We start from the raw sequence: 26,131 nt of genomic DNA, 5'->3' as shown, positions 1-26,131 counted from the left end.
CCCGATGCACATCATCAACGCCCGACTGCGCAACCAGGAAGGTCTGCACGAATTGCACCTCGAAGACGGCCTGATCCGCAGCATCGCGCGCCAGACCGAAGCGCCGACCCTGGGCCCCGACGACCTCGACGCCGGCGGCAATCTGGTGGTGCCGCCCTTCGTCGAGCCGCACATTCACCTCGACGCCACCCTGACCGCCGGCGAGCCGCGCTGGAACATGAGCGGCACGCTGTTCGAAGGCATCGAATGCTGGGGCGAGCGCAAGGTCACCATCACCCAGGAAGACACCAAGACCCGGGCGAAGAAAACCATCCAGACCCTCGCCGCCCACGGCATCCAGCATGTGCGCACCCACGTCGACGTCACCGATCCGCAGCTCACTGCGCTCAAGGCGATGCTTGAAGTGCGCGAGGAAAGCCGTCACCTGATCGACCTGCAAATCGTCGCGTTCCCCCAGGAAGGCATCGAATCGTTCCGCAACGGGCGCGAGCTGATGGAAGAAGCGATCCGCATGGGCGCCGATGTGGTCGGCGGGATCCCGCATTTCGAGTACACCCGCGACCAAGGCGTCAGCTCGGTGAAGTTCCTGATGGACCTGGCCGAGCGCACCGGCTGCCTGGTGGACGTGCACTGTGACGAAACCGACGACCCGCATTCGCGCTTCCTCGAAGTGCTGGCCGAAGAGGCCCGCAGCCGCGACATGGGCGCCCTCGTGACCGCCAGCCACACCACTGCGATGGGCTCCTACGACAACGCCTACTGCGCCAAACTGTTCCGCCTGCTCGGGCATTCGGGGATCAGTTTTGTCTCCTGCCCGACCGAAAGCATTCACCTGCAAGGGCGCTTCGACAACTTCCCGAAACGCCGGGGCGTGACCCGCGTCAACGAACTGCTCGAAGCCGGGATGAACGTCTGCTTCGGCCAGGATTCGATCGTCGATCCGTGGTATCCGCTGGGCAACGGCAACATCCTGCGGGTCCTCGAAGCCGGCCTGCACATCTGCCACATGCTCGGTTATCGCAACCTGCAGAGCGCACTGGATCTGGTCACCGACAACAGCGCCAAAGCCATGCACCTCGGTGAACGCTACGGCCTGGAACAGGGCCGCCCGGCGAACCTGCTGATCCTGTCGGCGGACAGCGATTACGAAGTGATCCGCAGCCAGGGCCTGCCGCTGTATTCGATCCGCGACGGCAAAGTGCTGATGAAGCGGCAGATGCCGGTGGTGGAATTCGTCTAAGGTGTAGAAGTCGGCGCTGCAAGGGCGCCGACTTCTTCCGATGGACGCACTGTCATGCCGTAGTTCGCGCGTAGTTGCTCCGCTGCCATCCTCATTGATCCGTGAGGACGCGACATGAATCAAAAGACCACTTCCGATCCCATGGCCACGCTTTACCAGGAAGGCCGCCATACGTTTGTCGAACTCGTACCCGATGGAGGGGCCAGGCTCGACGCCTTGTTTCATACCGTTCCCGCACTGCGCGAACTTGCCGTTGGCGTGGTGTACGGGCATTTACACTCACGTCCCGGTCTTGATCCGCGATTACGCGAAGCGGTGTCGTTTGCCGCCATTGTCGCCTCGGGCATGGTCGGGCCACCGCTGAGCGTGCACCTCAAAACCGGCCTGGCATCGGGCCTCGCACCGGGTGAATTGACTGAAATACTGCTGCAGGCTTCGGCCTTCGCCGGTTTCCCCCGAGCGGTCAGCGCTGCGGAGCAGCTCAATCATCTGTTTGCAGACGCGGACCTTGAATCACCACCGTCACGCACCCCGAGAGAAGTCACTTCGAGATTTTGCTCTGACGTTCGCGAGGGCCATTCACCCATTCCGTTGAGTGCCGCCGTGAAACGCCAATTGCGGCACGCAGACCGTTTGGCGCTGCAAGCCTGCTCGGCGCAGGCTGTGATCGTCGAGTGCTTTCAAAGCCCCGAGACACAGCCCATAGCCCTGCTGTATGTGACGGTGGTCGATGACACTGTTGTCGCCGTGAAACTGTTCAAAGGCCAATGAACGGTTATGGATCGGGGCGGCTTTATCGCAAAACGATAGAGCCGACCTGTCAGATCTGACAGGCGACAATCGCTGCGTGTCGGCTCACAGTAAGCCCCAAGGGATCCATCGTTCCCGGGGGGACGATCATGAAAGGGACTTCACCACTTCTTCTGATTTTCGCGCTTGGCCTCGCCGTCACCGCCACCAGCTCTGCGAGCGCGGCAGTTCGCAACGGCGGCGGTGAAAATATTCTGCTGCAAACCTTCCACTGGAATTCCAGCCGCAATCCAACCCCCTGGTATTCAGTACTTGCTCAACAGGCGGCGACCATTGGCAACGACGGATTCACCCTTGTCTGGTTACCGCCCCCTTGGACGGACAACTCAAGCTGGACCGACAGCCAGGCTCAGACCTCCGGTGGTGGAGAAGGCTACTTCTGGAACAGCTTCGACAAAAACAGCCGTTACGGCACTGATCAGCAACTCAAACAAGCGGTGCTGGCGTTCAACAACGCTGGCGTGAAAGTCGTCTTCGACGTCGTGCCCAATCACACGGACGATAAAGCGGTCTTTCCGCTGTTCCCGGCAGGGAACAACGAACGGCGGCACGACTGCGCAAATTGTGACGAAGGTGACGCGTTTGTGGATGGGAGGGCGGATTTGAACACTGCGAATCCAACAGTCTTCGAAACCTTCAAAAACGAGTTCATCAATCTGCGCGACAACTACGGTGCTCGAGGCCTGCGCTTTGACTTTGTCCGTGGCTACGCGCCGGAAACCGTGGATCGCTGGATGAACGCCTTCGGCAACCAGCAATTTTGCGTCGGCGAGAACTGGAAAAGCCCCGGGGAATACCCGCCGGGCGACTGGCGACACAATGCGAGCTGGCAGGATGTGCTCAAGGACTGGTCGGATCGCTCGCACTGCACGGTGTTTGATTTCGCCCTCAAGGAGCGTATGCAGAACGGTTCGCTCGCCGAGTGGCGCCACGGTTTGAATGGCAATCCGGATCGTGCCTGGCGCGAAATCGCCGTGACCTTTGTCGACAACCACGACACCGGTTATTCACCCGGCGCCTACGGCGGCCAACATCACTGGGCGTTGCCCGATCCACTGGTCAATCTGGCTTACGCCTACATCCTCAGCAGTCCCGGCACGCCGACCGTTTACTGGCCGCACATGTATGACTGGCAGCGTGATCAACTGATCCGGCAACTGATCAAACTGCGCAAGAGTGCCGGAATCCGCGCTGATTCGCCGATTCGCTTCAACACTGCCTATTCGGGACTGGTCGCCACCACACAAGGTGTACGCGGCACATTGGTGATCGCCCTCAAATCCGATCTGCAACAGTTGCCGCAAGGCAAGGACGCGCCGACCTTGAACTGGGATAACGGCGATATCCGGATCTGGAGCGGCCCTGTGGAACCGGCGACAGTGGCAGTCAACGTGCATTGCGATAACGCCAATCCGCAACCGGGCGAAAGTGTCTATGCAGCGGGTTCATCGCTGGAGTTCGGGGCGTGGGACCCACAACATGCGATAGCGCTGACACTGAACAACAAACGCTGGAGCACAACCGTGGAGGTGCCAGGTCAGCAACAGCTCGAGTGGAAGTGCATCGTGCGGGGCCAGGCGCCGACCGCAGTGTATTGGCAGGCGGGCGCGAATAACGCATTCAAAAGTGGTGCGGTGAGCGACACTGTCGGGCGGTTCTGATCTTGAGGCTTCAGCAATTTTCGTCGCGCACGGCGGTGCCGAACAGACGCACGCCAGTCAGTTCTCCGTCGCGCGCCTCCAGCAGGATCAGCGCCGTGCCACCCGGCATTACCACCTGCACCTCTCCCGCCGACACCCAGCCTACCCGCCATGCCGCAGACGCCACCGCACTGGCGCTGGTGCCGGAAGACGCCGTCGGCCCCTCGCCCCGTTCGAACACCCGCGCCACAATGCGTTGATCACCGGCGCGCATCGCCCATTGCAGATTGACCCCGGCCGGGCACGGCTGGCCGGCGCCGGTGGGCATGGCGTAGGCGATGGCGGTCAGACGGTCTGCCAGGGGCGATTCAAGCATCTGTGCGTTGCTCGGCAATGCGGCTTCATCCTGCACCAGTGTCACGCAATGCGGATTGCCGATGCGCACGAACTGGCTGTGCACCCAGGCGGGATTGAGTTGCGCCAGCGGTCGAACACCGCTGACTTCCACACCGTTGAACGGCACCGGTTCAACGCCGAGCGCACCGACCGCTGCCGGGCCGAAACCGGGCTGGCCGAGGTCCAGCCAGAAGCCCTGCACGCCCGCCACTTGCGCCGGCTTGACCGAGGTCGGCACTGGCGATTGCGCATCCGGTTTATCGTGATGCACCCGTAGCGTCGCACCCTCCTCCGGCATCAGCCCCTGTTCGAGCAGCGCCCGGGAGAAAATCGTCAGGCCATTGCCGCTGCGTTCAGCCAGCGTGCCGTCGGTGTTGACGATCAGCACATCAAAGGGTGGCGAGGCTTGAAACGGGCCGATCAGCAAGCCATCGCTGCGGTGAGACTTGCTACCGGCGGGGCGTTGACCATCGGGCCAATCGCAGCACAGCGCAATGGCAGCAGCGCTCCATGCCTGTCGCGACAGCGCGCACTGCTCGGCGCCCGTCGGTAATTCGATCCCGGCATCGCGCAGCGCCTGGGGCGATACGACCCCGTAGATATTGCCTCGTGCATCGTAGAACTGCGTCATGAACCGGCCCTTGTTTTTCCCGTCGACAGGGGCGCCACTGTAAATCGCAACGCCCTGCCGAGGCGAGCGGGCTCGCTCCATCGAAAGAGCTGTGCAAGGATGTCCGCTGCTGAAACGTTTTTTGCCAAGGATCGTTATGACCAGCCTCACCCCTCAAGACACGTTCGTTCCCGGACGCCTCGAACAGATGTCCACGCGCATCGCCTTCTTCATCGCCGGGCTCGGCATCGCCGCGTGGGCGCCGCTGGTGCCCTACGCCAAAGCGCGCGCCGGGCTCGATGAAGGCACGTTGGGTTTGTTGTTGCTGTGCCTGGGCGTCGGCTCGATTCTGGCGATGCCGCTGGCGGGGATTCTGGCCACGCGGTTTGGCTGCCGCAAGGTAGCCACCGGCGGCACGCTGCTGATCTGTGCAGCATTGCCGTTGCTGGCGACGGTGTCGTCGATTCCGGCATTGATCGCCACGTTGTTCATGTTCGGCGCCGGGCTGGGCACGGTGGATTCGACGGTGAACCTTCAAGCGGTGATCGTCGAGCGGGCCAGCGGCAAGAACATGATGTCGGGGTTTCACGGGCTGTTCAGCCTCGGCGGGATCGTCGGCGCGGCGGGCGTCAGTGCCCTGCTCGGTCTGGGGCTGTCGCCACTGGCAGCGATGCTGGTAGTGGTGCTGGTGCTGATCGCGGCGCTGTTCAAGGCCGTGCCGCACATGCTGCCTTACGGCAGTGAAAGCTCGGGGCCGGCGTTCGCGGTGCCCCACGGGATCGTGCTGTTCATCGGCGGCATGTGCTTCATCGTATTCCTCACCGAAGGGGCGGCGCTGGACTGGAGCGCGGTGTTCCTGGCGCAGGAACGCGGGATCGACACTGCCTATGCGGGGCTGGGTTACGCAGCATTTGCGTTGACCATGACGGCGGGTCGCTTGACCGGTGACCGGATCGTCCGCGCACTGGGCGCAACCCGGATCATTCTGTTTGGCGGTCTGCTGGCAGCGGCGGGATTGTTTCTGGCGACCTTCGCCCCGAGCTGGCAAGCCGCGCTGCTGGGTTATGCGCTGGTTGGCGCCGGCTGTTCGAACATCGTGCCGGTGCTGTACACGGCGGTGGGTAAACAGACGGTGATGCCGGAAAGCATCGCCGTGCCGGCAATCACTACGCTGGGTTATGCAGGGATTCTGGCAGGGCCCGCGGTGATCGGTTTTGTCGCCCACGCCAGCAGCCTGAGTTTTGCCTTCGGGCTGATGGCGACATTGCTGGTGGCGGTGGCGATTGGCGGGAAAGCGCTGAAGGTATGAGCCTGATCTGATGTGTTCAGATCGTTCCCACGCTCTGCGTGGGAACGCAGCCAGGGACGCTCCGCGCCCCAAGAAAAGCGGACGCGGAGGTGTTCCCACGCAGACGGTTCGACGGAGGAACCATCAGTGCAGATCAGAAGCCTACGCTGGCCTGCACGAAGAACGTCCGTGGCGTGCCCACGTAGATCCCCGAGTTGTTGTCGCTGGAGCGGGTGAAGTACTGCTTGTCGAAGATGTTTTTCACCCCGGCGCCGAGCTTCAGGTTCGAGAGCTGCGAACCAAAGTCATAGCCGCCGCGCACGTTCCAGGTCACGTAACCCGGAATGTCGCCGTACTGCCCGTCCGCCGTGCCTTCGGTGATGTAATTGCCATTGAAGCTGCCATCAGCATTCACGCCGGTGCCCGGCGAGCGCTGTTTGGACTGGGCGAAGCCGTCGATGTTGTAGGTCCAGCGGTTGATGTCGTAACGCAGGCCGACGGTCGCCACCTGACGCGAGTAGAACGGCAGGTCGCGGCCCTTGAAGCCGGGGATCTCGCCTTCATAGGTCGCGCGGGTGTAAGTGAAACCGGCGTTGGCAGTCAGGCCATCGAGACGTGGATCGAGCGCCGCCATGTCGTAGTGCACCGACGCTTCGATACCCTGGTGCTTGGTCGCGCCGAGGTTGGTCCAGCCCACGTCGTTGCTGATGTATTGCAGTTCGTCATCGAAGTCGATGTAGAACAGCGTCACTTCCCCGCCCCACACGTCATCGTTGTAGCGCGTGCCGATTTCGTAGGTCTTGGCTTTCTCCGGTTCCAGGCCATTGGCGGTCTGGTCACCCGAGCCGCCCTGGCCGAGCTGGAAATATTGCAGGCTGCCGAAAGACGTCTCGTAGTTGGCGAACAGTTTCCACGCATCGGACAGGTGATACATCACGCTCAGGGCCGGCAGCGGCTCGTTGCTTTCGATGCTGCGGTTTTTCTCGGGGACGGGTTTGCCGGCGGTGTCGAGCACGGCGCGATCATGCCAGTCGGTGCTGATGTGTTCGAAGCGAATGCCTGGGGTCACGGTCCAGTTGCCGACGTCGATCTTGTTGTCGATGTAGACCGAGTTGGCCTCGGTGCCGCCGGTGCGATCCTGGAACACGTGACCGTCCGACGTCTTGGTGACCACCGGCTCGTTGTTGACCAGTGCCAGGCGGCTCGACTGCTCGTGCATCGCCTCTTTCAGATAACGGTAACCGACGCTGACTTCCTGGGTGGTCGGGCCTACGTCGAACACACGCGAAACACGCGGCTCGATGCCCAGCGTGTAGTAAGAACGCGGAAACGAGCTGAGGGTTTTCTGATCGCGGGCGGCGATGGTGCTGCCACGAAAGCTGTCGGAATAGTAGGTCAGCACTTCCGCCTGGGTGCGCTCGTCGATCTGCCGGATCCACTTGAACGACACGTCCTTGCGGCGGCCGCTGAAGCCGTCGTAGTCGCGGTCGGACTGGAACGGTTTGTCGTCGTACTGCTTTTGCGTCAGGCCGCCGGGCATGTCGGCGCTGGCGTCGTAGTAGTGGAAGTTGAGGCTGAAATCGTCCTGATCGGTCGGTGCCCAGTGGGTCTTGAGGATCACGTCGTCGATGTCGTTGCCGTTGTTGCGCTCGCGGTAACCGTTGCCGTTGACGCCCGAGTACAACAGCGCCATGCCGATACCGTTGTCGGCAGTGCCTCCAAGGAACGCGGTGTCGATGTGTTTCCAGCCACCGTGCTGCGAGGTCTCCAGAGTCGTGCCGATTTCACCGGTGGTTTTTTCCGGAATTGCACGGGTCACGAAGTTGATCACGCCGCCGACGTTCTGCGGTCCGTAACGCACGGAGCCGGCACCACGGACCACGTCGATGCTGTCGAGGTTGCCGGAAGAAATCGGCGCCATCGACAGTTGTGGCTGGCCGTACGGCGCAAACGCGGCCGGCACGCCGTCGATCAACACCGTGGAGCGTGGCGACAGACGCGACGTCAAACCCCGCACGCCGACGTTCAGCGATATGTCGCTGCCGCCGGTGCCGTTGGCTTCCTGCACCTGCACACCCGGCACGCGGCGCAGCACGTCGCCGACGTTCATCGCGCCCTGCTCGACCATCGCTTCGCGGCGGATCACGGTGCGCGCGCCGGGGTGGTTCTGCACCACGGCGGCGTTGGCGTCGCCGAGCCAGTCGCCGACAACCTTGATGTCGGTCACGCCCAGCTCCAGCGGGCCGTTGGCTGCGGAAGTCGGGGCCGGCGCCAGCGTCACCGAACCTTCATTGATCTGGTAATCCAGACCGCTGCCTTGCAGCAATTGGCGCAGGGCCTGCTCCGGAGAAAGATTGCCGTCCACCGCCGGCGCCTGTTTGCCAGCGACCAGGTCCGGGCTGAAAAACACCTGCAACGACGTTTGCTGGCCCAGTTCGCTCAGGGCCTGACCCAGCGGCTGTGCGCGGATGTGAATGGCTTCGGCGGCAAAAGCCATCGGCATGGCGGCGTTGACCGCCAGCGCGAGCGCCAGCGGCAACCAAGGAGATTTATTGTTTTTGGCGGTGGAGTTTTTCACGTCGAACGGAGTCCTGTGGATCGCAAGAGTGTGCGGCTGTTAATGCAAACCAGTTGCAGCTGAACAGGAAGACGACGAACTCGAAAAAAACCTGAATTTTATTTTGAAATTATTTCCTGGCTGCCGTCGGCAAGGGTGCGCACGGCCACCGGAAGAATGCTTGGCAAGGCCTTGAGCAAGGCATCGGTGTTGTCGGATTTGAACACGCTGGTCAGGCGCAAATTGGCCACGGCCGGGTTGGCGACCTTCAGCGGCTTGTCGCGATAACGCGACACTTCCTCGGCAACTTCGCTGAGGCTGGCATTGTTGAACACCAGTTTGCCGCTGCGCCAGGCCGTCAGCTCCGCCGGGTTGACCGCGTAGGCCGGCGCCACTTTGCCCTGGGCATCGATCCGCGTGCCGAGGCCGGCAGTCAGGCTGATGAAATCGGCATCGGCCGCATCACGGCCCTGCACCTTGACCGTGCCCTGCTCCACCGCGACCCGGGTCTGCGTCACGTCGCGCCGCACATCGAAGCGGGTGCCGGTCACCGTGACCTTGCCGCTGCCGGCCTCGACCACGAACGGGCGGGAAGTGTCGTGCTCGACGCTGAACATCGCTTCGCCTTCGGTCAGTTCGATGAGCCGCCGATCCTTCTCGAAACGCACCTGCAAACGGCTGCGGCTGTTGAGGTCGATCACCGAGCCGTCCGGCAGCGCGACATGCTTGCGCTCGCCCAGCGCGGTGGCGAATTCGGCGCTGTAACCCGTCGGGTGATTCAAGCCGCTGAACAGGCCGAGCCCGAGCGCCACCGCGACCACGCTGGCCGCCACGGCATAACGCAACAACGGACGGCGTTCGCGCCGCGCTGGCGGCATTTCGCACAAAGCTTTAAGTCGTGGCGCCGGCAGCAAATCCGCCGCCGTCCACAAGCCTTGCAGCAACTGGAATTCGTCCCGGTGCTGGGGATGTTCGTTCAACCACGCGTCGAAGTTCCGATATTGTTCGGCATCGATCGCTGGCTCCTGCAAACGCACAAACCAGCGTGCCGCGTCATCGCGCACCGTTGTTTGCCCGCACGCGCAATCACGAGTATCCATCATGGAATGTCCTGTTTGGCTGGGGATGAAAAGACGCCACGGCTCATGATTGCGCCCCATCCAGGCGATCACGCAGATGCCGCAGGGTGCGGATCATATACTTTTCCACCATGTTCTTGGACAGGCCCAGGCGTTCGGCGATTTCCGCCTGGGTCAGGCCTTCGATCTTCTGCCAGACGAAGATCCGTCGGCAGTTGACCGGCAGCTCCGTGAGCGCGCGTTCGATGGAGTCGGCCAGCTGGATCGCATGCATGTAATGCTCCGGGTCGCCGGTCGGCGACTCACTGAGATCGATCGCCTCCGACTCCATGGCGCCCCGCCGGTCCTCACGCCGATAACCGTCCACCGCAATATTGCGCGCGGTCTGGTGCAAATACGCCCGGGGTTGCTGCACCGCCGACGAATCGGATTCGAGCACCCGCACAAAGGTGTCGTGCGCCAGATCCTCGGCCTGCGAGCGATTGCGCAGGCGACGGGTCCAGGTGCCGATCAACTCTTCGTAATGCTCGAGAAAGCCGGGTCTGCGGGGCAGCATGGGGGTCATTGCGGCGTGCTGAAGAAAGGGGCGTGAATAGTAATGCTTCCTATTAAGCCGAAGCAATGGATTCCTCGGGTGTGCCGACGAAGCTGTTTTCTCTATCCCACCAGCGCTCTAAATCGCGGCAATCTCTACCTTGCGCGGACAGAACCAACCGTGCATCAAACCCGCCTGAAAGAACTGGACCGGCGCCTCGAACCCGGCCGACTCGATTAGACCGGCGACCTGCGGCGCAGGCAGAATCGCCACATCCCGGGCGTAGACCAAACGCGCTCGCTCAAGCATCTCCGCCGGCACTTGTGCCGATGCCATCAGCGTCATCCAGTGACGCAGCAATGCTTCAAAGGCCGGTGATTCGGTATCAGAGGCCAGATCAGCATTCGCCAGAACTCCGCCCGGCACCAGACGACGGGCAATCTCATGGAAAAAGTCGATACGAACCTGAGGGTCGAGCAAAAACTGCGACACCAGAAAACAGGTCGCGCCGTCGTAACCGGATTCATCCGTCAGCGTATCTAGATAGCCTTCGTGAAAACGGCAACGGGAGAAAAAACCGCCTTCGGTCGCTCGCTGACGGCACACGTCGACGCAGAGAATTCGGGCATTCTCCGGCAGGCCCGCGAACACCGAATCCAGCAGCAAATACAGGGCATCACGCAGGGGCGCCATGCCGCTCCACTGTTTGTCATAGACGGCGGACTGCTGGTCGAAGAGGGCCTTGAGTGCTTGATTGTCCATCGAAAACCTTCCTCTGCATCATAATCGAGTGCACCGCGCAGATTGCGGTGAAGTTTCATTATCGCAGGGCTGTCAAGGCTCTCGCGTGAAGCAGTCGATTGATCATTCCGCCCATCAACTGGTCGCAATCCATCAACCCCACACCCGTTCCGCACGGTACGCCGCGTTGCAAGTGGATAAAGAATTCGAGCTGGCACAGTTCAACATTTCCCAAGTGCACACCGAAGAACTCGGCGGCTTCATCTACTTCAACCTCGACCCGAATGCACTGTCGCCGCGGGATCTGTTCCCTGGGGCCGATGAGGAAATACGCCGCGTGTTTCCGGATCTGGCCGACATGCGCCTGATTCGGGCACACAACCTGTTGCAACAGATGCAGATGAGCGTGGCCCAGGTGGCGGCGTGTTCAGGGTTTGGCTCGCTGGAGCATTTCTCCCGCACTTACCGTGCTCGGTTTGGCTTCCCGCCGAGCGAGCATCGATGTCCGGCGTGGAGCACGCCAGTGATGCGCCAGTCGCTGGGCAAGGCACCTTGAAACGAAGAGCGGCCGTTCACCCGAGACGTTGCGCAAGCTTTTGGCAAAACAATGCCTGCAACAGGCAGGCACTATTGGAACTCGAACGTTCAGCTGTGCGTTCAGACCTCGTCGCACGATTGGCCACTTGAGTTCAATAACCGGACCGCTACCAACGCATTGTTCCCACCACCGCCATTGATCGTGTAGTCAACGCGAGCCGAGCCGTTTTGAATGGGTTTAATATTTGCGAGCCAGTCACCGATGTTTTTTTCCACCCCGTTGTCGACGTCATTCTGGGTAATAAAATGATTCAGCGATGTCTGAGTGCCGGGGATGGGCACTGAGCCACTTGGATCACTGTATCCCTGCCATGTGATTGTCAAAACACCACCGATTTGCGCACCGGTAAGTGGTCCAATTTTTACCTTGATGCCGTTCATTGGGTCAGAACGGCAAGTGATCACACCGTTAATTGCGCCTGGAAAAGTAATGTCGCTCATTTTTCAGCCCTCTGAATTGATTGGTTCAATGTCAGCGCAGGTTCAATCGGAACCACGCGCCTCAAGCCAATCGTCGTCCCTTATCAGCTTTTTGCACACTGTCAGAACTGACAGTCATTCAAGACCCATTCGCTATAACAACTTGTTCTTTCCAGCCAAACTCAGTTTCACTGTGGCACGAATCCGCGCGGGTTCTAGATCGGCTATCCGAGAACTCAGCGCTAATTCAGCTGGCGGTAGACCGGTTCCTCTTCGTCGAGGATTTCCATCAATGCGTTGAAATGCTTATCCGCAAACCCCGGATACTCCAGCCATTGCCGACACGTCTTGCGCGCCACTTCATCGCTGGCCACGCGCAATTCGCGCCCGGTCGCCAGTGCGGTGATGTACACCTCGCAAGCCCGCTCGAAGTAATAAAGATCATCAAACGCCTGGGCCACACTCGGTGCCGCGACCAACAAGCCGTGATTGCCCATCGGCAGGATCGGCTTGTCACCGAGCAGCCTGCTCCCCCGCTCCGCTTCTTCCCCAAGGCCCATGCCGTCAAAGCCGTCATCAATCGCCATCCGCTCGAAAAACCGCATGCTGTTCTGCTCGATCGGTGGCAGCCGCGAGTCCTTCAGGCAGGCCAGCTGGATTCTCAGGTGTTCGACGTTGTCGTGCATGGCGCGGCCTCCCGGTTTCACCCGAGTGTAGAGCGCGTGTATTCATCGACTTGACGGGAAACGACAGTGGCTGCCGTTTTGAGCGGGGTGCCCATCAGAAGCGGGAGCGAGCACGCTCGCTCCCACCGGTTTCACTGACGGTGAATCAGCCTTTTTCGTCGATCCCCGCTTGCAGGGGCCGACTGTCCAGATGACCGCTCAGGGTCACCGGGCCGACTTTCAGGTTGCCGTTTTCAAGGGACACCTTCGGTGCGTTTTCTTCGGTTTTGTGTGGCAGCTCCAGGCCGGCTTTTACGCCGTAGTCGAGGTTGCTCAGGTCGCGGCTGCTGACCTTCGAGCCGCCCAGATCGACTTGGCCTTCGGTGGCGGAAATCCGCGCGCCGGTTAGCTGGGTAGTGCCGCCGACAGTGAGATTCACACCCTGACCAGCGCTAATGCCGGAAGCCTGTTTCACGCTGTCCTTGTGCGCGTACTCGCCGTCGACTTTCAGCGTTGGCTTGTAGTCCGTGCCGGCCAGTTTGCCTTTGTCATCTGCGGGCGTCTTCTTGGCGGTCAGGCCCAGATCCACGTCAACCTTGGCGTGAGTGCTGGAGTCCTGACGGCTTTCGACCGACAGATCACCGGCCACGTTGCCGCTGACATTGCGCGCATCAATCCGCGCACCGTTCAGGCTCGCATCACCGGCGCTGTTCAACACCACCGTGTCAGCCTTGATCTGGCTATTCTGCCGAGTGGTGCCTTGCAGGTAATCCACGCCGACCTTGGCCCCGGCATTGAAGTCGTGATCGCTGCTGATTTTTTCATCGGCGGCGGTCGGTGTGCTTTTGCTCAGATTGCCACCGGCATTCAACGCCACATTCCAGTTGTTGCGGTTGTCGGTGGACTGCGCGGACTCCTGAACGAAACCGCCCTTCTGCGCGTCGATGCTGACGTTTGGCGCGCTGACCTGGGTGCCTTGCAGGTGCACCGAATCGCCGCTCAACGCGATGCCGTTCTGGCTGGTGAGCTGGCCACCGTTGAGGGTCTGCGTGTTCTCGTTGACCCGACCGATGTTGAAATTGCCGCTGAGGTTGCCGCCCTGATCGTGGCTCTTCTCGCTGCTGGTCTTGCTGCCGCCCGCCTTCAGGCCGCCGCCGAGATTGCTGCCGGTGGCGACGTGCGAGTCGGTGGCCGCTTGCAGGTTGAGCTTGCCGTCAGCTTTGAGGTCGATAGCACCAGCGCTGTCGATCTTCGTGCCCTGCTGCACCTGATTGCCACCGCTGCTCAGTTGCACCGGGCCGTTGCCATTGATACTGGCGACGTGGGCCTGGCTGTCGGTGGTCTGGTTGCCTTTGTGATCGAGCTGGAACCCGGCGCCGAGATCGATGTTGGTGCCGTCAGTGCCCGGCAAGGTGCCGACGGTCAGTGAACCGTTGCCACGCAGGCTGGAGCTGTCGCTGCTCTGGCGGTTGTTGGCCTGATTGAGAGCCAGATCGCCGCCGGTCTTGATGCTGACACCGCCCTGCCCGCCGTCGAAACGGCTGCCTTCGAACCGGGCATCGCCGCCGACATTGATGTTCACACCCTGATTGCCAGCGTAACCGCCGACCACCGCCGTGGAGCTGTCCTTGCTCGACTGGCTGCTGCCACCCGCGCCGCTGCCGGCCACGTTCACGTCTTCACCGGTCTTGGTGTAGACGCGCACATCGACCTTGGCATCCACCGATTTTTCGGTGCTACTGCGGGTGTTGTTCGCGGCATCGGCCACCAGTTTGTCGGCGCCGATGTTCACTTTGCCGGCGCTGGCGTTGTACTGGGTGCCCTGGTCGTGCAGCGTGCCGCCGACCTTCACGTCCACGGTCTGGCCGTCGAACCGGCTGACCACGGCGTTGCTGCCCTGCTCGGTTTTATCGGCGCTGACATGACCGATTGCCACGTCGATACCGACGTTCGGCTGACCGAGATTGGCCAGTGCGTCCTTGTCCGGCACCTTGCCGTCGAGTACTTCTTTCACCGCACCGGCAATCGGCCGGGCGATGTCCTTGTACTCGACGTTGGCGCCGATGTCCGCCGACCAGTTGCTCTCGCTGTGAGTGCTGCTTTCGGTGTTGCTGGCGGCACGGTTGTCGACTTCGTTGGCGGCGACATTCAGACCGTTGCCGGACTTCAGTTGCGCGCCTTCGGTGACGAGTTTGTCAGCGTTGATGTTCAGGCTGCCGCTGCTCTGCACGCCAGTGGTTTGCGCAGCGGTTTTAGCGGTGGTGTCTTGCGAAGTGCTGTGCGAGAAATCCACACCGCTACCCGCGCGGTCGAGGCCGCCGGTGTAGTAGAAACCGCCGCCGGTGTTGCGGGTTTCGGTCGAGGTGCTGTGGCTGTCCTGCTCGGCCAGCAACGAGACGCTCTTGCCGCTCAGGGTCGTGTCGCCAGCGGTGGATTTCACCTCGGCGCCCTTCAGCGTCAGATCGCCGCCCGCCTTCACCTGCACGCTGCCGCCGCTGAGGCTGGAACCCTGCTGCGTGACGTCGTTGACGGTGACGGTTTGCGCCTTGTCTGAGTAATGCACGCCGGCGCGATATTGCTCCGCCGTCTGCTCCTTGGCGTAGGCGTCGAAACCACGAGTCTGCGTGCTCTTGCTGCTGTCGTGGGTGTTCTGCGTCGAATGCACATTTACATCGCCCGCAGCATCGGCCACCAGCGCGCTGCCAGCCTTGACCGTGGAACCGGCGACTTCGATGTCCTTGGCGCTTTTGAGCTTGAGGTTGCTGTCGGAAGCGAGCTCGCTGCGCACCGTGGTGCTGTCCTTGCTGTTCTGCCGGGACTCGTCCTTGGTGATGCCGAAGAACTTGCTGTCCTTGTCGTGGTTGTTGCTGTGCGAGGTGTCCTGCACGCCGTCGATGGTCAGCGAACCGTTGTCGCTGATCACGCTGGCGTCCTGGCCGCCGCGCACCTGGCTGCCGCTGATGCGCACGTCGTCGGCCTTGACCACCAGTTTGCCGGCCGCGTTGATCTTGCTGCCCTGATGCTGGGTCTGGCCCTTTTCGGCGTCGCCGGTCTTGCCGAAGAAACCGCCGCCGACCAGATCACCGGAATAGCGGTTGTCGCTGCTGCGATTTGTGCGGGTCGCGGTGGTGATTTCCACCTGTTTGCCGGCCAGTTGCAGATCGCCGGCGCTGTTCAGTTCGGCGCCTTCGGAGCGCAACAGTGCGGCGGTTTGCAGGGCAATGTTGCCGGCCTTCAACTGGCTGGTGACGCTGCGCTGCTCTTCGCTGCTGCTGTCCCAATCGGCTTTCCACAGGTGCTTGCGGTGCTTGCCCTGATCGGTCCGGGTGTGGCTTTCAGTGGCGGCGGTCAGGCGCAGGTCACCGCCGCTTTGCACGCTGAGGTTGTTCTTCGCGTCGACCTTGGCGGCTTTCAGTTCGGTGTCTTTGCCGGACGACAATTGCGCGTCGCGGCTGGCGACGATCTGGCTGCCGTGCTGACGCGAATCGCTGTCGGTCTTGGTGCGCTCGTAAGTTTCCCAGGTGATGCCGATGGTGCTGTTGTTCCAGTTCTCGCGCTGTTCCTGGAGCTTGCGGCTTTCCACGGTGGTCAGGGTCAGATTGCGCTTGGCCTCGACCTTCACGTCGCGACCGCTCACGTCAGTGGCGGCCAGGGTCAGGTCCTTGCCGCTGTGCAGGCCGACGTCGCCCTGGCTGCTGCGGATACCGGCGCGGGTCAGGTCGAGGCTGTCCGGGATCGCCTGACCGCTGACGCTCAAGTCGCCCGCCGAACGGATCTGCACACCGTCACGCCCGGCGACTTGCACAGCGCCGACCTTCACGCCCGCGCCTTCTGCGGTGCTGACGATGTTGATGCGTCCGGCCTGCATCGCACCGAACAGGCTGGCGTCGATCCGCTGATCGGTGGTGTTGTCAGCCGGGTCCACGGCTTTCACCTGGCCGCTGGCGTAGTCGATCTGATTGCGCCCGACGGTGAAGTTCAGTTGATCGCGAGCGCTGATTGCGCCCTGGCTGTCGATGCGCGGGGCGATCAGGTTGATCGAACCTTCGCCGTTGCGCAGGCCGCCGCTCTGGATCTGCAACTGACCGGTGGCGTCGCGGGTGCTCAGGGCTTGCAGCTTGCCGTCGTTCAGCTCGGGACGGCCGACCAGCAGATTGGCGTTCGGCGTGTTGATGAAACTGCCGCCGTTCACCGAAATGCCGTTCGGGTTGGCGAGTACGTAGTCGGCGGCGCGACCGAAGATTTCCTGGGCGCCGTTGATGGCCGACGGGTTGCGGCTGATCACTTCGTTGAGGATCACGCTCGCGGCCTGGCCCTGCAATTGCGGGTTGGCCGCCAGTTGCCCGGCGAGCTGCGATTGCCCGCCCTGCAAGGCGTTGTTCAGCACCAGTCCCTGACGGTCGACGTTGTAGTCGAGGAACTGGTTATGCGACAGGCCCGAGCCATTCGGCGCAACGATGTTGACGATCGGGACGCCGCCCTGGGTCTGCAATTGCGCGGTGCCGCCGGGGCCGGGTGCGACCACCACACCGCCGGCCATGGCGCCCGGCAGGTGAGCGACCAGAAACAGGCTGGCAATCGCCCAGCGCAGTTTGCCCCGTGGGGAAAGATGAAACGCAAAGGTGTTCATTGGCATAAAAAACTCTCCATGTAGTGCGGCATCACGTTGCGCGTTGAGTTGAAGGCCACGGCTGTCGCGCTCAGGTCCGATGGCTGTTGTTCACTGACGTTCATATCTGTAATCCGACCCGCATCAGCCAGGTTTCAGGCTCGCGGTGCAGGCCGGTCGGGGTGTTGAGGCTGCGCTGGTAATCGACATCCACTTGCAGGTTTTTCCAGCCCAGGTTGAGGCCGATGCTGGCGCCGCTCAGACGTTGAACCGAAGCACCGTGATCGGCCTTGATCCAGCCGTGGTCGAGGCCGACGCGCGGGGTGAGCTGCACCGGCAGATCGGTGCGCAGCGGCACGCGCAAGGTGTTGCGCCAGATCGCGCCGCTGGCGCCGGACGCACTGCTGATCCGATAACCGCGCACGGCGGAATCGTCGGTGCCGAGCAGTTGTTCGATCGCCGGCAGCGGATCCGGGCTGTATTGCACATTGAGTTGGCTCTGCCATTGCCAGGCTTGCGCGCCGAGCTGGCCATTGCGCCATTGGCTGAGGCCGGCGCGGTACTTGCGAAACTGCGCCTTGGGCAGGTTGTTGACCTGGTGATCGGCATCGTCGTCGGCACCGAACTCGCTTAAACCCTGGGCGTAATTGACGTCGAGGTTCCATACCGCGCGGTCGAGCCAGAACAGATTGAGCCCCGCTTCGGCCACGGTCAGGGTCGGGCTCTGGATGCCCAGGCGGACGTTTTCCAGATAGCTGTCGACATCCTTGTGCGCCAGTTGCAGGTTGGCACTGAGCTGATGGCTCTGGTCGCGCCACAACACCCGGTCGGCGCGCAGGTAGAGTTGATCGGTGATGCCGGTGCTGTGCAGGGTCGCCGTGCTGAGTTTGAACGGCGCGCGGTATTCGGCGTGGCTGGCGAAGGTGCTGAACGTCCAGTAACCGTAGGGAATCGCGTAATAGAGGCTGACGTTGCGGCTGTAGCGGTCGCCCTGATTGAGGGTGTCGCTGGCGCTGAGGCTCAACAGATCGTTGAGTTCGAGCGGACTGTCGAGGGTCAGGCTCAGCGTGTCGCGATCACGACCGGTGCTGGCGCTGCCGAGGTTGTCCACGCCCAGGCCCAAGCTCCAGCGCGACTGTCCCGAGGTACGTGAACGCAGGATGATTTTCGACGCCCCGGGCTGACTGCCGGGGGCGATGTCGGCGGTCAGATCGAGCGAGCGCAGACGGTTCAACTGATCCAGACCCTGCTCCAGATCCCGCAGGTTCAGCGGCTTGCCGAGCATGCCTGGGAACGCGCCACCAAGGGACACCGGCAGGCTTTGGTCCGCCAGTTCGATGGACTCGATGTAACCTTCGTCGATCAGGATATCCAGCGATTGCCCCGCTGCCGGCGCGCTGCTCAGGTACGGCCGGCTGGCGACGTAGCCCTTCTCCACGTACAGCGCGGTGATGGTCGCCAGCAGATGGTTGATCTGGCCGACGCCCATGCACGGCGCCAGCAGCGGTTTGATCCGGGCGTTGAGCTTGTCTTTGTCGATCAGCGTGACGCCGCCGATGCGCGTCCCGCTCAAGGGCCAGCAGCGCTCATCGGGTTTGATCGATTCAGGAATGGCCGGATTGGCCGGCGCCGGGCCGAACGCGCCGCGCTCCAGCTGCCGCTTGCGCTGTTCGAGTTGCAGCTGTTGCAGATCGCGCTGTTGCAGCTGTTGCTGGCGCAGCACTTCCTGGCCTGGGGCTGAAACTTCGGCGGCGAGAACGCCGGGCGCACACACACTCAATAACAAGGCCGACAACAGCGGGCGCGGCAGGGAACGACTACTGAAAACAACGCAAAGCGAATACGGCACTCAACATCCTTGCAATCAACTGGCGTAATGCCACCCCATCAATTGCGGTGATAGTCAGAGCCTTCCTACACAAATGCAAGACGCTTCCTGCGCTGCTTACATTTCTTAAACAAATGCCCTTTTAGCGCGGATCGCCAGCGATAACGCCAGCAAGTTGCAGATCATCAGGGTTTCCCCGAGGGCCTGAGACCAGGCTGCCAACATCAATCCCCCGCCGATCAACAGGTAGTAAAACAGCCCCAGCAACGCGCCGGCGGTACCCAAGCGATCCGTGTAATTGCTCAAGGCTGCTCCCAGAATGTTCGGAATCGCCATGCCGAACGCCAGTACCACCAGCAGCATCGGCAGCACGAACCAGATGTGCGCCTGCAACAGCCACACGCAGATGCCACCGAGCAAACCGGTGACGGCCGCAAGGCGAATCAACTGCAGCGGACTGCAGCCGATGCGCAGCAAGCATTTGTTGAGCCATGCTCCAAAACCTGAGGCCAACGCGAGCATCACGCCGCTGTAGCCGAACGCTGAACTGCTCAGCCCAAGCCGCTCGAACAGAAACGGTCCGAGGCTGTAATAGCTGAACAACGCAACGTTGAACGTTGCGATCCACAAAGCCGAACGCCAGATGCCGGGATCGCGCAGCATGTCGCCCATGGTTGCGAACAGGCCGACGGGGGTCAGTTGTGGTGGACGGGTTTCCGGCAAGACGCGCCAGCTCCAGAGCCACAAGGCCGACGCCAGCAACAACAACGCAACGAGTACGCCGCGATAGCCGAAGCCCTGAACCAGACTCGCCCCGCTGAACAAACCGATGGCTGGGCTGGCCGCCAGCGCCATGCCTGCCAGAGAAAAGACCTGGGCCAGTTCGCTCCCGCGAAAACGATCGCGCAACAACGTCTGGGTCACCACCGAGCCAACCGCAGCGCCGAATGCCGCCAGTGCCTGGGCCATCAACAAGCCGTTGAAACTGCGAACGCTCAAACCGAGTACGCAGGCAAAAACATAAATCGCCAGACCGGCGAGCATCGAGGGCCGGCGGCCGATCCGGTCGCACACCCGCCCCCACGTCACCACACCCAACGCGAACGCCAGGAAGTACACCGACAGGGTTTGCGCCGCCGCTTGCGGGCCGACATCAAATGCCCGGCCGATATCCCCCAGCGCCGGGCTGAACAGGGTCTGGGCGATCTGCGGGAACATCAGCAGTGCAATCGCCAACATCAACAACTTTCTTTGGTCCATCACCAAGACTCCTCAACAAAAACGCCGGGGAGTTTAAAAAACGGTGGCTGACGTATTATCCGAATCCTGACAATTTATCGTTGAAATCGGACAAACCATGGCCTGGCTCGAAGCCCACGATCGTTTTGACCCTGATCGCTTCCCGGCGCCGGTGATCGGCATCGCCTCTACTCTCGGCGATCACGACTCCGGCCTGCATCGGCATCAGCGCGGGCAACTGCTCTACACCCGACAGGGCTGCACCCGCATCACCCTGGCGCAGCAGTTGTGCCTGCTGCCGCCGTCGCGGGCGGCGTGGATTCCCGGTGGCGTCACGCATCGGGCGGTGATGCAGCAAAGTGTCGATTACCGCTCCATCTACCTGACGCCCGAGTTGTGCTGTGAGCTGCCGCAACAGGTTTGCGTGATTGAGGTCAGCCCGTTGCTGCGCGCGGTGCTGGAACCGATGGCGATTGCCGATTTCGCCACCGATTGGCAGCAAGGCAAATTTGTCCATTTGCTGGGGCTGTGCCTGAGTGAAATCCGTGATGCGGTGCAGCAACCGATGCTCCTGCCCCTGCCGGAAGACAAGCGCCTGGCGCTCCTGCTGGCACAACCCGAGCGACTGCCACCAGAACTGCAAGTGCTTGAGCAACAGATCGGCGCCAGCAGCCGCACCATCGGCCGGATCTTCCAGCGCGAAACCGGCATGAGCTATCAGCAATGGCGCCAACAGTGGCGGCTGATGCGCGCGATGGAATTGCTCGCCACCGGGCGCAACCTCGGCTACTGCGCGTTTGAACTGGACTTCGCCAGCGACAGCGCATTCATTGCGTTCTTCAAATCCATGACCGGCAGCACACCCGGCGCCTGGCTCAAGTAAGCAACTGACGATCGGCGACAAAAATCAATTGCCACAAAATATTACTCGCGTCATATTACGGTCGTAATAGCCATTCCGCTTTCTCAGGTATTACGCCATGACCAGCATGCCCACCGTAGAACCCGATCTCGCCGTTCCGGTCAGCGCTCCCAAACCGACCCTGCTCAAACGCCTGCTGTTGCCCACTGCGGGTTTGGCCGCGCTGGTGTTCGCCGGCCTATATGCCGCGCATTGGTGGGGCACGGGGCGATTTCTCGAGGAAACCGACGATGCCTACATCGGCGGCGACGTCACGGTGATCGGGCCGAAAGTCGCCGGTTACATCGAGGAAGTGCTGGTCAGCGACAACCAGAAGGTGAAGGCCGGCGACGTGCTGATTCGCCTCGATGCCCGCGACTACCGCGCCAATCTGGCCAAGGCTGAAGGCGCGGTCGCCGCCGAAGAGGCGCTGCTGGCTAACCTCGACGCCACCGAACAACTGCAGCAAGCGGTGATCGGTCAGGCCCGTGCCGGTATCGATGCCGCCAGCGCCGAAACCGCCCGCTCGCGGGATGACAACGCCCGCTACAAGCGTCTGGTGACCACCAATGCAGTCTCGGTAGAAAGCGCGCAACGGGCCGACGCCACCTTCAAGACCGCGCAAGCCTTGAGCGCCAAAGCCCAGGCCGAATTGCTGGCCGCGCAACGCCAGCTCACCGTGATCGAAACCCAGAAACAACAGGCCCGCGCCGCCCTCCAGCAAGCCCGGGCCGAGCGTGATCTGGCGCAACTCAACCTCGGCTACACCGAACTGCGCGCTCCGGTTGACGGCGTGATCGGCAATCGCCGCGCGCGGGTCGGCGCTTATGCCCAGGCCGGTTCGCAGCAGTTGTCGGTGGTGCCGGCCAGCGGCCTGTGGGTCGATGCGAACTTCAAGGAAGACCAACTGGCGCGGATGAAACCCGGCCAGCGTGTGAGCATCCGCGCCGACGTGTTGTCCGGCCAGGAATTCCACGGTCGCCTCGACAGCCTCGCCCCGGCCACCGGTTCGCAGTTCAGTGTGCTGCCGCCGGAAAACGCCACCGGCAACTTCACCAAAATCGTCCAGCGCGTGCCGGTGCGGATCCTGCTCGACCCGGCCGACGGCGTGCTCGGCCACCTGCGTCCGGGCCTGTCGGTGACCGCTGAAGTCGACACCCGCGCCCAACCTGAAACCACGGCTGTGGCCAGCGCGCCATGAGCACCGCCCTCACCGCCGCCGCGCAGCCATTCAACGCCGCCGAGATGGCAACGGCGACCAAGGTGTTCGCCTTCGCCACGATGTGCATCGGCATGTTCATCGCGCTGCTGGATATCCAGATCGTCTCGGCCTCGCTGCGCGATATCGGCGGCGGGTTGTCCGCCGGCACCGATGAAACGGCGTGGGTGCAGACCAGTTACCTGATCGCCGAAATCATCGTGATCCCATTGTCGGGCTGGCTGTCGCGAGTGTTCTCCACGCGCTGGCTGTTCTGCGCCTCGGCGGTCGGCTTCACCCTCGCCAGCCTGCTCTGCGGCATCGCCTGGAACATCCAGAGCATGATCGCCTTTCGCGCACTGCAAGGGTTTCTCGGTGGGTCGATGATTCCGCTGGTGTTCACCACCGCGTTCTTTTTCTTCACCGGCAAACAGCGGGTAATCGCCGCTGCCACCATCGGCGCCGTGGCTTCGCTGGCGCCAACATTAGGCCCAGTGATCGGCGGCTGGATCACCGACATTTCCTCTTGGCACTGGCTGTTCTACATCAATCTGGTGCCGGGAATTTTCGTCGCCGTGGCGGTGCCGATGCTGGTGAAGATCGACCAGCCGGAACTGTCGCTGCTCAAGGGCGCGGACTATTTGAGCATGGTGTTTCTGGCGCTGTTTCTCGGTTGCCTGGAATACACCCTCGAGGAAGGCCCGCGCTGGAACTGGTTCAGCGACCAGACCATCCTGACCACCGCATGGATCAGTGGCCTCGCGGGGCTGGCCTTCATCGGCCGCACGCTGCACGTGGCCAATCCGATCGTCGACCTGCGCGCGCTCAAGGATCGCAACTTCGCCCTCGGCTGTTTCTTTTCCTTCGTCACTGGCATCGGCCTGTTCGCGACGATTTACCTGACGCCGCTGTTTCTCGGCCGGGTGCGCGGCTACGGGGCACTGGACATTGGTCTGGCGGTTTTCTCCACCGGGGTGTTCCAGATCATGGCGATTCCGCTGTACGCCTTTCTGGCCAATCGCATCGATCTGCGTTGGATCATGATGGCGGGTCTGGCGTTGTTCGCCTTGTCGATGTGGGAATTCAGTCCGATCACCCATGACTGGGGCGCCGGAGAATTGCTGCTGCCGCAAGCCCTGCGCGGGATCGCCCAGCAACTGGCGGTGCCACCGGCGGTGACATTGACTCTAGGGGGCTTGGCACCGGCTCGGCTGAAGCATGCATCGGGCCTGTTCAACCTGATGCGCAATCTGGGCGGTGCAATCGGGATTGCCGCGTGCGCGACCATTCTCAACGATCGCACCAACCTGCACTTCACCCGGTTGGCGGAGCATCTGAACAGCAGCAACGAAGCGGTGAATCAGTGGCTGGCCCAGGTCGGCGGCAACTTCGCCGCTCTGGGTCAGAGCGGCGATGTCGGCGTCACCGCCAGCCTGCGTCAGCTGTGGCTGCTGACCTACCGTGAAGCGCAGACGCAAACCTACGGCGACACGTTCCTGATGATCATGGTGTGCTTCGGCATCGCCACGGCGATGGTGCCCTTGATGCGCAAGGTGCAACCACCGGCCGCGCCGAGTGCCGATGCACATTGATCGATCAGGCCTGTGGGGTTTTACGAAAGCCCACGGCCAGACGGTTCCAGCTGTTGATGGTGCTGATCGCGACCGTCAGGTCGACCATTTCCTGGGGCGAGAACTGCGCAGCGACCACTTCGTAGTCTTCGTCCGGGGCGTGGGTCAGGCTCAGTTGGGTCAGGGATTCGGTCCACAGCAGCGCGGCGCGTTCACGTTCAGTGAAAAACGGCGCTTCACGCCAGGCGGTCACGGCGAACAACCGGCGCGGGGTTTCGCCGCCCTTGATCGCGTCGGCGGTGTGCATGTCGATGCAGAACGCGCAGCCGTTGATCTGCGAAGCGCGCAGCTTGACCAGTTCGATCAGGGTCTTTTCCAGCGGCAGTTTCGAGACGGCGGTTTCCAGGGCGATCATCGCTTTCAGGGCATCTGGGGACGCGGTGTAGAAATCGATACGAGGTTTCATGGCGACTCTCCGGGGCAAGTGAATGTGGGGCTACGTTAGTCCCGGCGTCCCGACCGGCAAATAGCCAATCTCCCGGAAGATGGGTAGGCCACTGCGTCGGTGTCAGAAAAGAAAGTGTGAATGGGCAATTGCCATCACTCGTTGCGCGCCACTAGAATGCGATCAATTCTTAATTGCACCCTAATCGCACTCTCGATTGCATCTCTGGCAACGGACGCCCGAAACGAGTACCTGCCCTCCATGTCGTCCCTCGATCAGCCGTTGAATCAGCAAGTCCAGACGCTCTACAGCGAACACCACGGGTGGCTGCAGGGCTGGCTGCAGCGCAAGTTGGGCAACCGCTGCGAGGCGGCCGATCTGGCGCACGATACCTTTTTGCGCCTGCTCACCCGGCAGGTGATCAAGCCGCTGGGCAACGAGCCCCGGGCGCTGCTGACGCACATCGCCAAAGGCCTGATGATCGACCGCTGGCGGCGTCAGGACCTGGAGCGCGCGTACCTGGAAACCATCGCGCACCTGCCCGCCGCCGAAGTGCCGTCGCCGGAAACCCGCTACCTGATTCTCGAAACCCTGTGGCGCATCGAAGCGCTGCTGCGCGAACTGCCGGAGCAAACCCGCGAGACCTTCCTGCTGTCGCAGATCGAAGGCCTGACCTACGCGCAGATCGCCACGCGCCTGAATGTTTCGCTGATCACCGTCAAACGCCACATGCGTGCCGCGTTCATTGCCTGCCTGAGTGTCGCCTGATGAATTCGTCGATGATCAATCCGCAGATTCTCGGCGAAGCCGCCGACTGGCTGGTGCAACTGCATTCCGGCACCGCCACCCCGTCCGACCACCAGGCCATCGCCCAATGGCGCACCCGCAGCGCCGAGCACGCCATGGCCTGGCAACGGGCCGAAGCGCTGTTGGGGGATTTGCGCAGCGTGCCGGCCAACGTCGCGATCCAGACCTTGAAACGCGCGTCCCGCAAAGAAGGCCTGAGCCGCCGCCAGACCCTCACCCGCCTCGGCTTGCTGTTGATGGCCGGGCCGCTGGGCATCGCTTCGCAGCATGTGCCGTGGCAGCAATGGACCGCCGACCAGCGCACCGCCGTCGGCGAGCAAAAGAACCTGCAATTGCCGGACGGCACCCAACTGGTGCTCAACACCGACAGCGCCGTGGACATCGCTTTCAGCCCGGTGGAGCGTCGCGTCCTGCTGCTCAACGGCGAAGTGCTGATCAACACCGCCGCAGACGCCAGCGCCCGTCCGTTCATTGTCGAAACCCCGCAAGGCGTGGCCCGCGCACTGGGCACGCGATTCTGCGTGCGCACCGAGGGTTCGGGCAGCCAAGTGTCGGTGCTCGAAGGCCAGGTTCAGATCACCCCGCAACTGCTCAAGCACAGTGCGATTCTTCAGGCGGGCGAGCGCCAGCGCTTCAAGCTCAACAGCTTCGACAGCGCCGAAACCTTCGACACCGCGTCCCTGGCCTGGGACAAAGGCATGCTGCTGGCCAGCAACATGCGTCTGGACGAATTGCTCGGCGAGCTGAGCCGCTATCGCCGGGGCGTACTGCGCTGTCATCCGGACGTCGCGGCGATGCGCGTGTCCGGGGCGTTTTCCCTGCGCGACACCGACGCCAGCCTGCGTTTGCTCAGCGATACCCTGCCGCTGAACATCAACAGCCTGACCCGTTATTGGCTGTCGGTGGAGCCCCGTGTCTGAGCCCTCGGAAAATAATTTCAATGTTCACTGATACC

Annotated in this window: 19 protein-coding genes and 2 pseudogenes; 10 read left to right on the top strand and 11 right to left on the bottom strand. The window is 62.2% G+C overall.

Features of this window, described 5'->3' with window-relative positions; translation table 11 throughout:
• Positions 1-4: 4 nt before the first annotated feature.
• The 3 genes from codA to AC07Y2_RS25340 all read left to right on the top strand — a co-directional run bounded on the left by codA (position 5) and on the right by AC07Y2_RS25340 (position 3,711).
• Positions 5-1,240 (top strand): cytosine deaminase, encoded by a 1,236-nt coding sequence (gene codA / locus AC07Y2_RS25350; RefSeq protein WP_085648185.1) that lies wholly within the window; start codon positions 5-7, stop codon positions 1,238-1,240.
• Between the two features lie 114 nt (positions 1,241-1,354).
• Positions 1,355-2,011 carry a carboxymuconolactone decarboxylase family protein gene (locus tag AC07Y2_RS25345; RefSeq protein ID WP_039770271.1) on the top strand — a complete coding sequence of 219 codons (657 nt, stop codon included), beginning with the start codon at positions 1,355-1,357 and terminating at the stop codon, positions 2,009-2,011.
• A gap of 128 nt (positions 2,012-2,139) precedes the next feature.
• Positions 2,140-3,711 carry a glucan 1,4-alpha-maltotetraohydrolase domain-containing protein gene (locus AC07Y2_RS25340; RefSeq protein WP_074689164.1) on the top strand — a complete coding sequence of 524 codons (1,572 nt, stop codon included), beginning with the start codon at positions 2,140-2,142 and terminating at the stop codon, positions 3,709-3,711.
• A 10-nt stretch (positions 3,712-3,721) separates the two neighbouring features.
• Here AC07Y2_RS25340 and AC07Y2_RS25335 read toward each other — a convergent pair whose 3' ends face one another.
• Complete coding sequence (locus AC07Y2_RS25335; protein ID WP_103387172.1) at positions 3,722-4,717, bottom strand: diaminopimelate epimerase; 996 nt, start codon at positions 4,715-4,717, stop codon at positions 3,722-3,724.
• Positions 4,718-4,853: 136 nt separating this feature from the next.
• On the opposite strand from AC07Y2_RS25335, the gene AC07Y2_RS25330 reads away from it, so the two are divergent.
• Positions 4,854-6,005, top strand: coding sequence for an MFS transporter (locus tag AC07Y2_RS25330; protein ID WP_039770273.1), 1,152 nt, complete (start codon positions 4,854-4,856; stop codon positions 6,003-6,005).
• A 133-nt stretch (positions 6,006-6,138) separates the two neighbouring features.
• Here AC07Y2_RS25330 and AC07Y2_RS25325 read toward each other — a convergent pair whose 3' ends face one another.
• The 4 genes from AC07Y2_RS25325 to AC07Y2_RS25310 form a co-directional block, all read right to left on the bottom strand.
• Positions 6,139-8,562, bottom strand: a complete 2,424-nt coding sequence (locus tag AC07Y2_RS25325) for a TonB-dependent siderophore receptor (protein WP_103387171.1) — start codon at positions 8,560-8,562, stop codon at positions 6,139-6,141.
• Between the two features lie 98 nt (positions 8,563-8,660).
• Positions 8,661-9,644 carry a FecR family protein gene (locus AC07Y2_RS25320; RefSeq protein ID WP_103387170.1) on the bottom strand — a complete coding sequence of 328 codons (984 nt, stop codon included), beginning with the start codon at positions 9,642-9,644 and terminating at the stop codon, positions 8,661-8,663.
• Between the two features lie 40 nt (positions 9,645-9,684).
• Positions 9,685-10,185, bottom strand: a complete 501-nt coding sequence (locus AC07Y2_RS25315) for a sigma-70 family RNA polymerase sigma factor (protein ID WP_103387169.1) — start codon at positions 10,183-10,185, stop codon at positions 9,685-9,687.
• Positions 10,186-10,293: 108 nt separating this feature from the next.
• Positions 10,294-10,917 (bottom strand): class I SAM-dependent methyltransferase, encoded by a 624-nt coding sequence (locus AC07Y2_RS25310; RefSeq protein WP_103387168.1) that lies wholly within the window; start codon positions 10,915-10,917, stop codon positions 10,294-10,296.
• A gap of 337 nt (positions 10,918-11,254) precedes the next feature.
• Between AC07Y2_RS25310 and AC07Y2_RS25305 the strand changes: the two are divergent.
• Positions 11,255-11,452: pseudogene (locus AC07Y2_RS25305) on the top strand (helix-turn-helix domain-containing protein); the annotation flags it as partial.
• Positions 11,453-11,553: 101 nt separating this feature from the next.
• Here the strand turns inward: AC07Y2_RS25305 and AC07Y2_RS25300 are convergent.
• From AC07Y2_RS25300 to AC07Y2_RS25280, 5 genes and pseudogenes are all read right to left on the bottom strand, one after another.
• Complete coding sequence (locus AC07Y2_RS25300) at positions 11,554-11,934, bottom strand: hypothetical protein (protein ID WP_103387167.1); 381 nt, start codon at positions 11,932-11,934, stop codon at positions 11,554-11,556.
• A gap of 221 nt (positions 11,935-12,155) precedes the next feature.
• Positions 12,156-12,569 (bottom strand): annotated as a pseudogene (locus AC07Y2_RS25295) (class II aldolase/adducin family protein); the annotation flags it as partial.
• A 175-nt stretch (positions 12,570-12,744) separates the two neighbouring features.
• Positions 12,745-17,214, bottom strand: a complete 4,470-nt coding sequence (locus AC07Y2_RS25290) for a hemagglutinin repeat-containing protein (RefSeq protein WP_103387166.1) — start codon at positions 17,212-17,214, stop codon at positions 12,745-12,747.
• Positions 17,215-17,308: 94 nt separating this feature from the next.
• A complete protein-coding gene (locus tag AC07Y2_RS25285; protein ID WP_103387165.1) occupies positions 17,309-19,036 on the bottom strand; it encodes a ShlB/FhaC/HecB family hemolysin secretion/activation protein in 1,728 nt (575 codons plus the stop codon).
• Between the two features lie 105 nt (positions 19,037-19,141).
• A complete protein-coding gene (locus AC07Y2_RS25280; RefSeq protein ID WP_103387164.1) occupies positions 19,142-20,275 on the bottom strand; it encodes an MFS transporter in 1,134 nt (377 codons plus the stop codon).
• Between the two features lie 97 nt (positions 20,276-20,372).
• On the opposite strand from AC07Y2_RS25280, the gene AC07Y2_RS25275 reads away from it, so the two are divergent.
• The 3 genes from AC07Y2_RS25275 (at position 20,373) to AC07Y2_RS25265 (ending at position 23,945) form a co-directional block, all read left to right on the top strand.
• On the top strand, positions 20,373-21,137 hold the full coding sequence (locus AC07Y2_RS25275) for an AraC family transcriptional regulator (protein WP_103387163.1): 765 nt from the start codon (positions 20,373-20,375) through the stop codon (positions 21,135-21,137).
• Positions 21,138-21,234: 97 nt separating this feature from the next.
• Positions 21,235-22,356, top strand: a complete 1,122-nt coding sequence (locus tag AC07Y2_RS25270; protein ID WP_103387162.1) for an HlyD family secretion protein — start codon at positions 21,235-21,237, stop codon at positions 22,354-22,356.
• Positions 22,353-23,945 (top strand): DHA2 family efflux MFS transporter permease subunit, encoded by a 1,593-nt coding sequence (locus tag AC07Y2_RS25265; RefSeq protein WP_103387161.1) that lies wholly within the window; start codon positions 22,353-22,355, stop codon positions 23,943-23,945. The genes AC07Y2_RS25270 and AC07Y2_RS25265 overlap by 4 nt, the downstream gene beginning before the upstream one ends.
• A gap of 4 nt (positions 23,946-23,949) precedes the next feature.
• Here the strand turns inward: AC07Y2_RS25265 and AC07Y2_RS25260 are convergent, their stop codons facing one another.
• Positions 23,950-24,390, bottom strand: coding sequence for a carboxymuconolactone decarboxylase family protein (locus AC07Y2_RS25260; protein WP_011335126.1), 441 nt, complete (start codon positions 24,388-24,390; stop codon positions 23,950-23,952).
• Between the two features lie 240 nt (positions 24,391-24,630).
• On the opposite strand from AC07Y2_RS25260, the gene AC07Y2_RS25255 reads away from it, so the two are divergent.
• Positions 24,631-25,137: a sigma-70 family RNA polymerase sigma factor gene (locus AC07Y2_RS25255; RefSeq protein ID WP_085613166.1), complete on the top strand. Its 507-nt coding sequence runs from the start codon at positions 24,631-24,633 to the stop codon at positions 25,135-25,137.
• On the top strand, positions 25,137-26,096 hold the full coding sequence (locus AC07Y2_RS25250) for a FecR domain-containing protein (RefSeq protein ID WP_103387160.1): 960 nt from the start codon (positions 25,137-25,139) through the stop codon (positions 26,094-26,096). The genes AC07Y2_RS25255 and AC07Y2_RS25250 overlap by 1 nt, the downstream gene beginning before the upstream one ends.
• The last annotated feature ends 35 nt before the right edge of the window (positions 26,097-26,131 follow it).

The organism is Pseudomonas sp. GW456-12-1-14-TSB6 (assembly GCF_059424205.1).
This window is presented reverse-complemented; position numbering and strand designations above follow the sequence as displayed.

Excerpts from the sequence above, each read along its gene's own strand:
- AC07Y2_RS25345 (WP_039770271.1), top strand. The coding sequence starts at position 1,355 with ATGAATCAAAAGACCACTTCCGATCCCATGGCCACGCTTTACCAGGAA.
- AC07Y2_RS25270 (WP_103387162.1), top strand. The coding sequence starts at position 21,235 with ATGACCAGCATGCCCACCGTAGAACCCGATCTCGCCGTTCCGGTCAGC.
- codA (WP_085648185.1), top strand. The coding sequence starts at position 5 with ATGCACATCATCAACGCCCGACTGCGCAACCAGGAAGGTCTGCACGAA.
- AC07Y2_RS25275 (WP_103387163.1), top strand. The coding sequence starts at position 20,373 with ATGGCCTGGCTCGAAGCCCACGATCGTTTTGACCCTGATCGCTTCCCG.
- AC07Y2_RS25280 (WP_103387164.1), bottom strand. The coding sequence starts at position 20,275 with ATGGACCAAAGAAAGTTGTTGATGTTGGCGATTGCACTGCTGATGTTC.
- AC07Y2_RS25265 (WP_103387161.1), top strand. The coding sequence starts at position 22,353 with ATGAGCACCGCCCTCACCGCCGCCGCGCAGCCATTCAACGCCGCCGAG.
- AC07Y2_RS25255 (WP_085613166.1), top strand. The coding sequence starts at position 24,631 with ATGTCGTCCCTCGATCAGCCGTTGAATCAGCAAGTCCAGACGCTCTAC.
- AC07Y2_RS25260 (WP_011335126.1), bottom strand. The coding sequence starts at position 24,390 with ATGAAACCTCGTATCGATTTCTACACCGCGTCCCCAGATGCCCTGAAA.
- AC07Y2_RS25320 (WP_103387170.1), bottom strand. The coding sequence starts at position 9,644 with ATGATGGATACTCGTGATTGCGCGTGCGGGCAAACAACGGTGCGCGAT.
- AC07Y2_RS25290 (WP_103387166.1), bottom strand. The coding sequence starts at position 17,214 with ATGCCAATGAACACCTTTGCGTTTCATCTTTCCCCACGGGGCAAACTG.
- AC07Y2_RS25300 (WP_103387167.1), bottom strand. The coding sequence starts at position 11,934 with ATGAGCGACATTACTTTTCCAGGCGCAATTAACGGTGTGATCACTTGC.
- AC07Y2_RS25315 (WP_103387169.1), bottom strand. The coding sequence starts at position 10,185 with ATGACCCCCATGCTGCCCCGCAGACCCGGCTTTCTCGAGCATTACGAA.
- AC07Y2_RS25340 (WP_074689164.1), top strand. The coding sequence starts at position 2,140 with ATGAAAGGGACTTCACCACTTCTTCTGATTTTCGCGCTTGGCCTCGCC.
- AC07Y2_RS25330 (WP_039770273.1), top strand. The coding sequence starts at position 4,854 with ATGACCAGCCTCACCCCTCAAGACACGTTCGTTCCCGGACGCCTCGAA.
- AC07Y2_RS25335 (WP_103387172.1), bottom strand. The coding sequence starts at position 4,717 with ATGACGCAGTTCTACGATGCACGAGGCAATATCTACGGGGTCGTATCG.
- AC07Y2_RS25250 (WP_103387160.1), top strand. The coding sequence starts at position 25,137 with ATGAATTCGTCGATGATCAATCCGCAGATTCTCGGCGAAGCCGCCGAC.
- AC07Y2_RS25310 (WP_103387168.1), bottom strand. The coding sequence starts at position 10,917 with ATGGACAATCAAGCACTCAAGGCCCTCTTCGACCAGCAGTCCGCCGTC.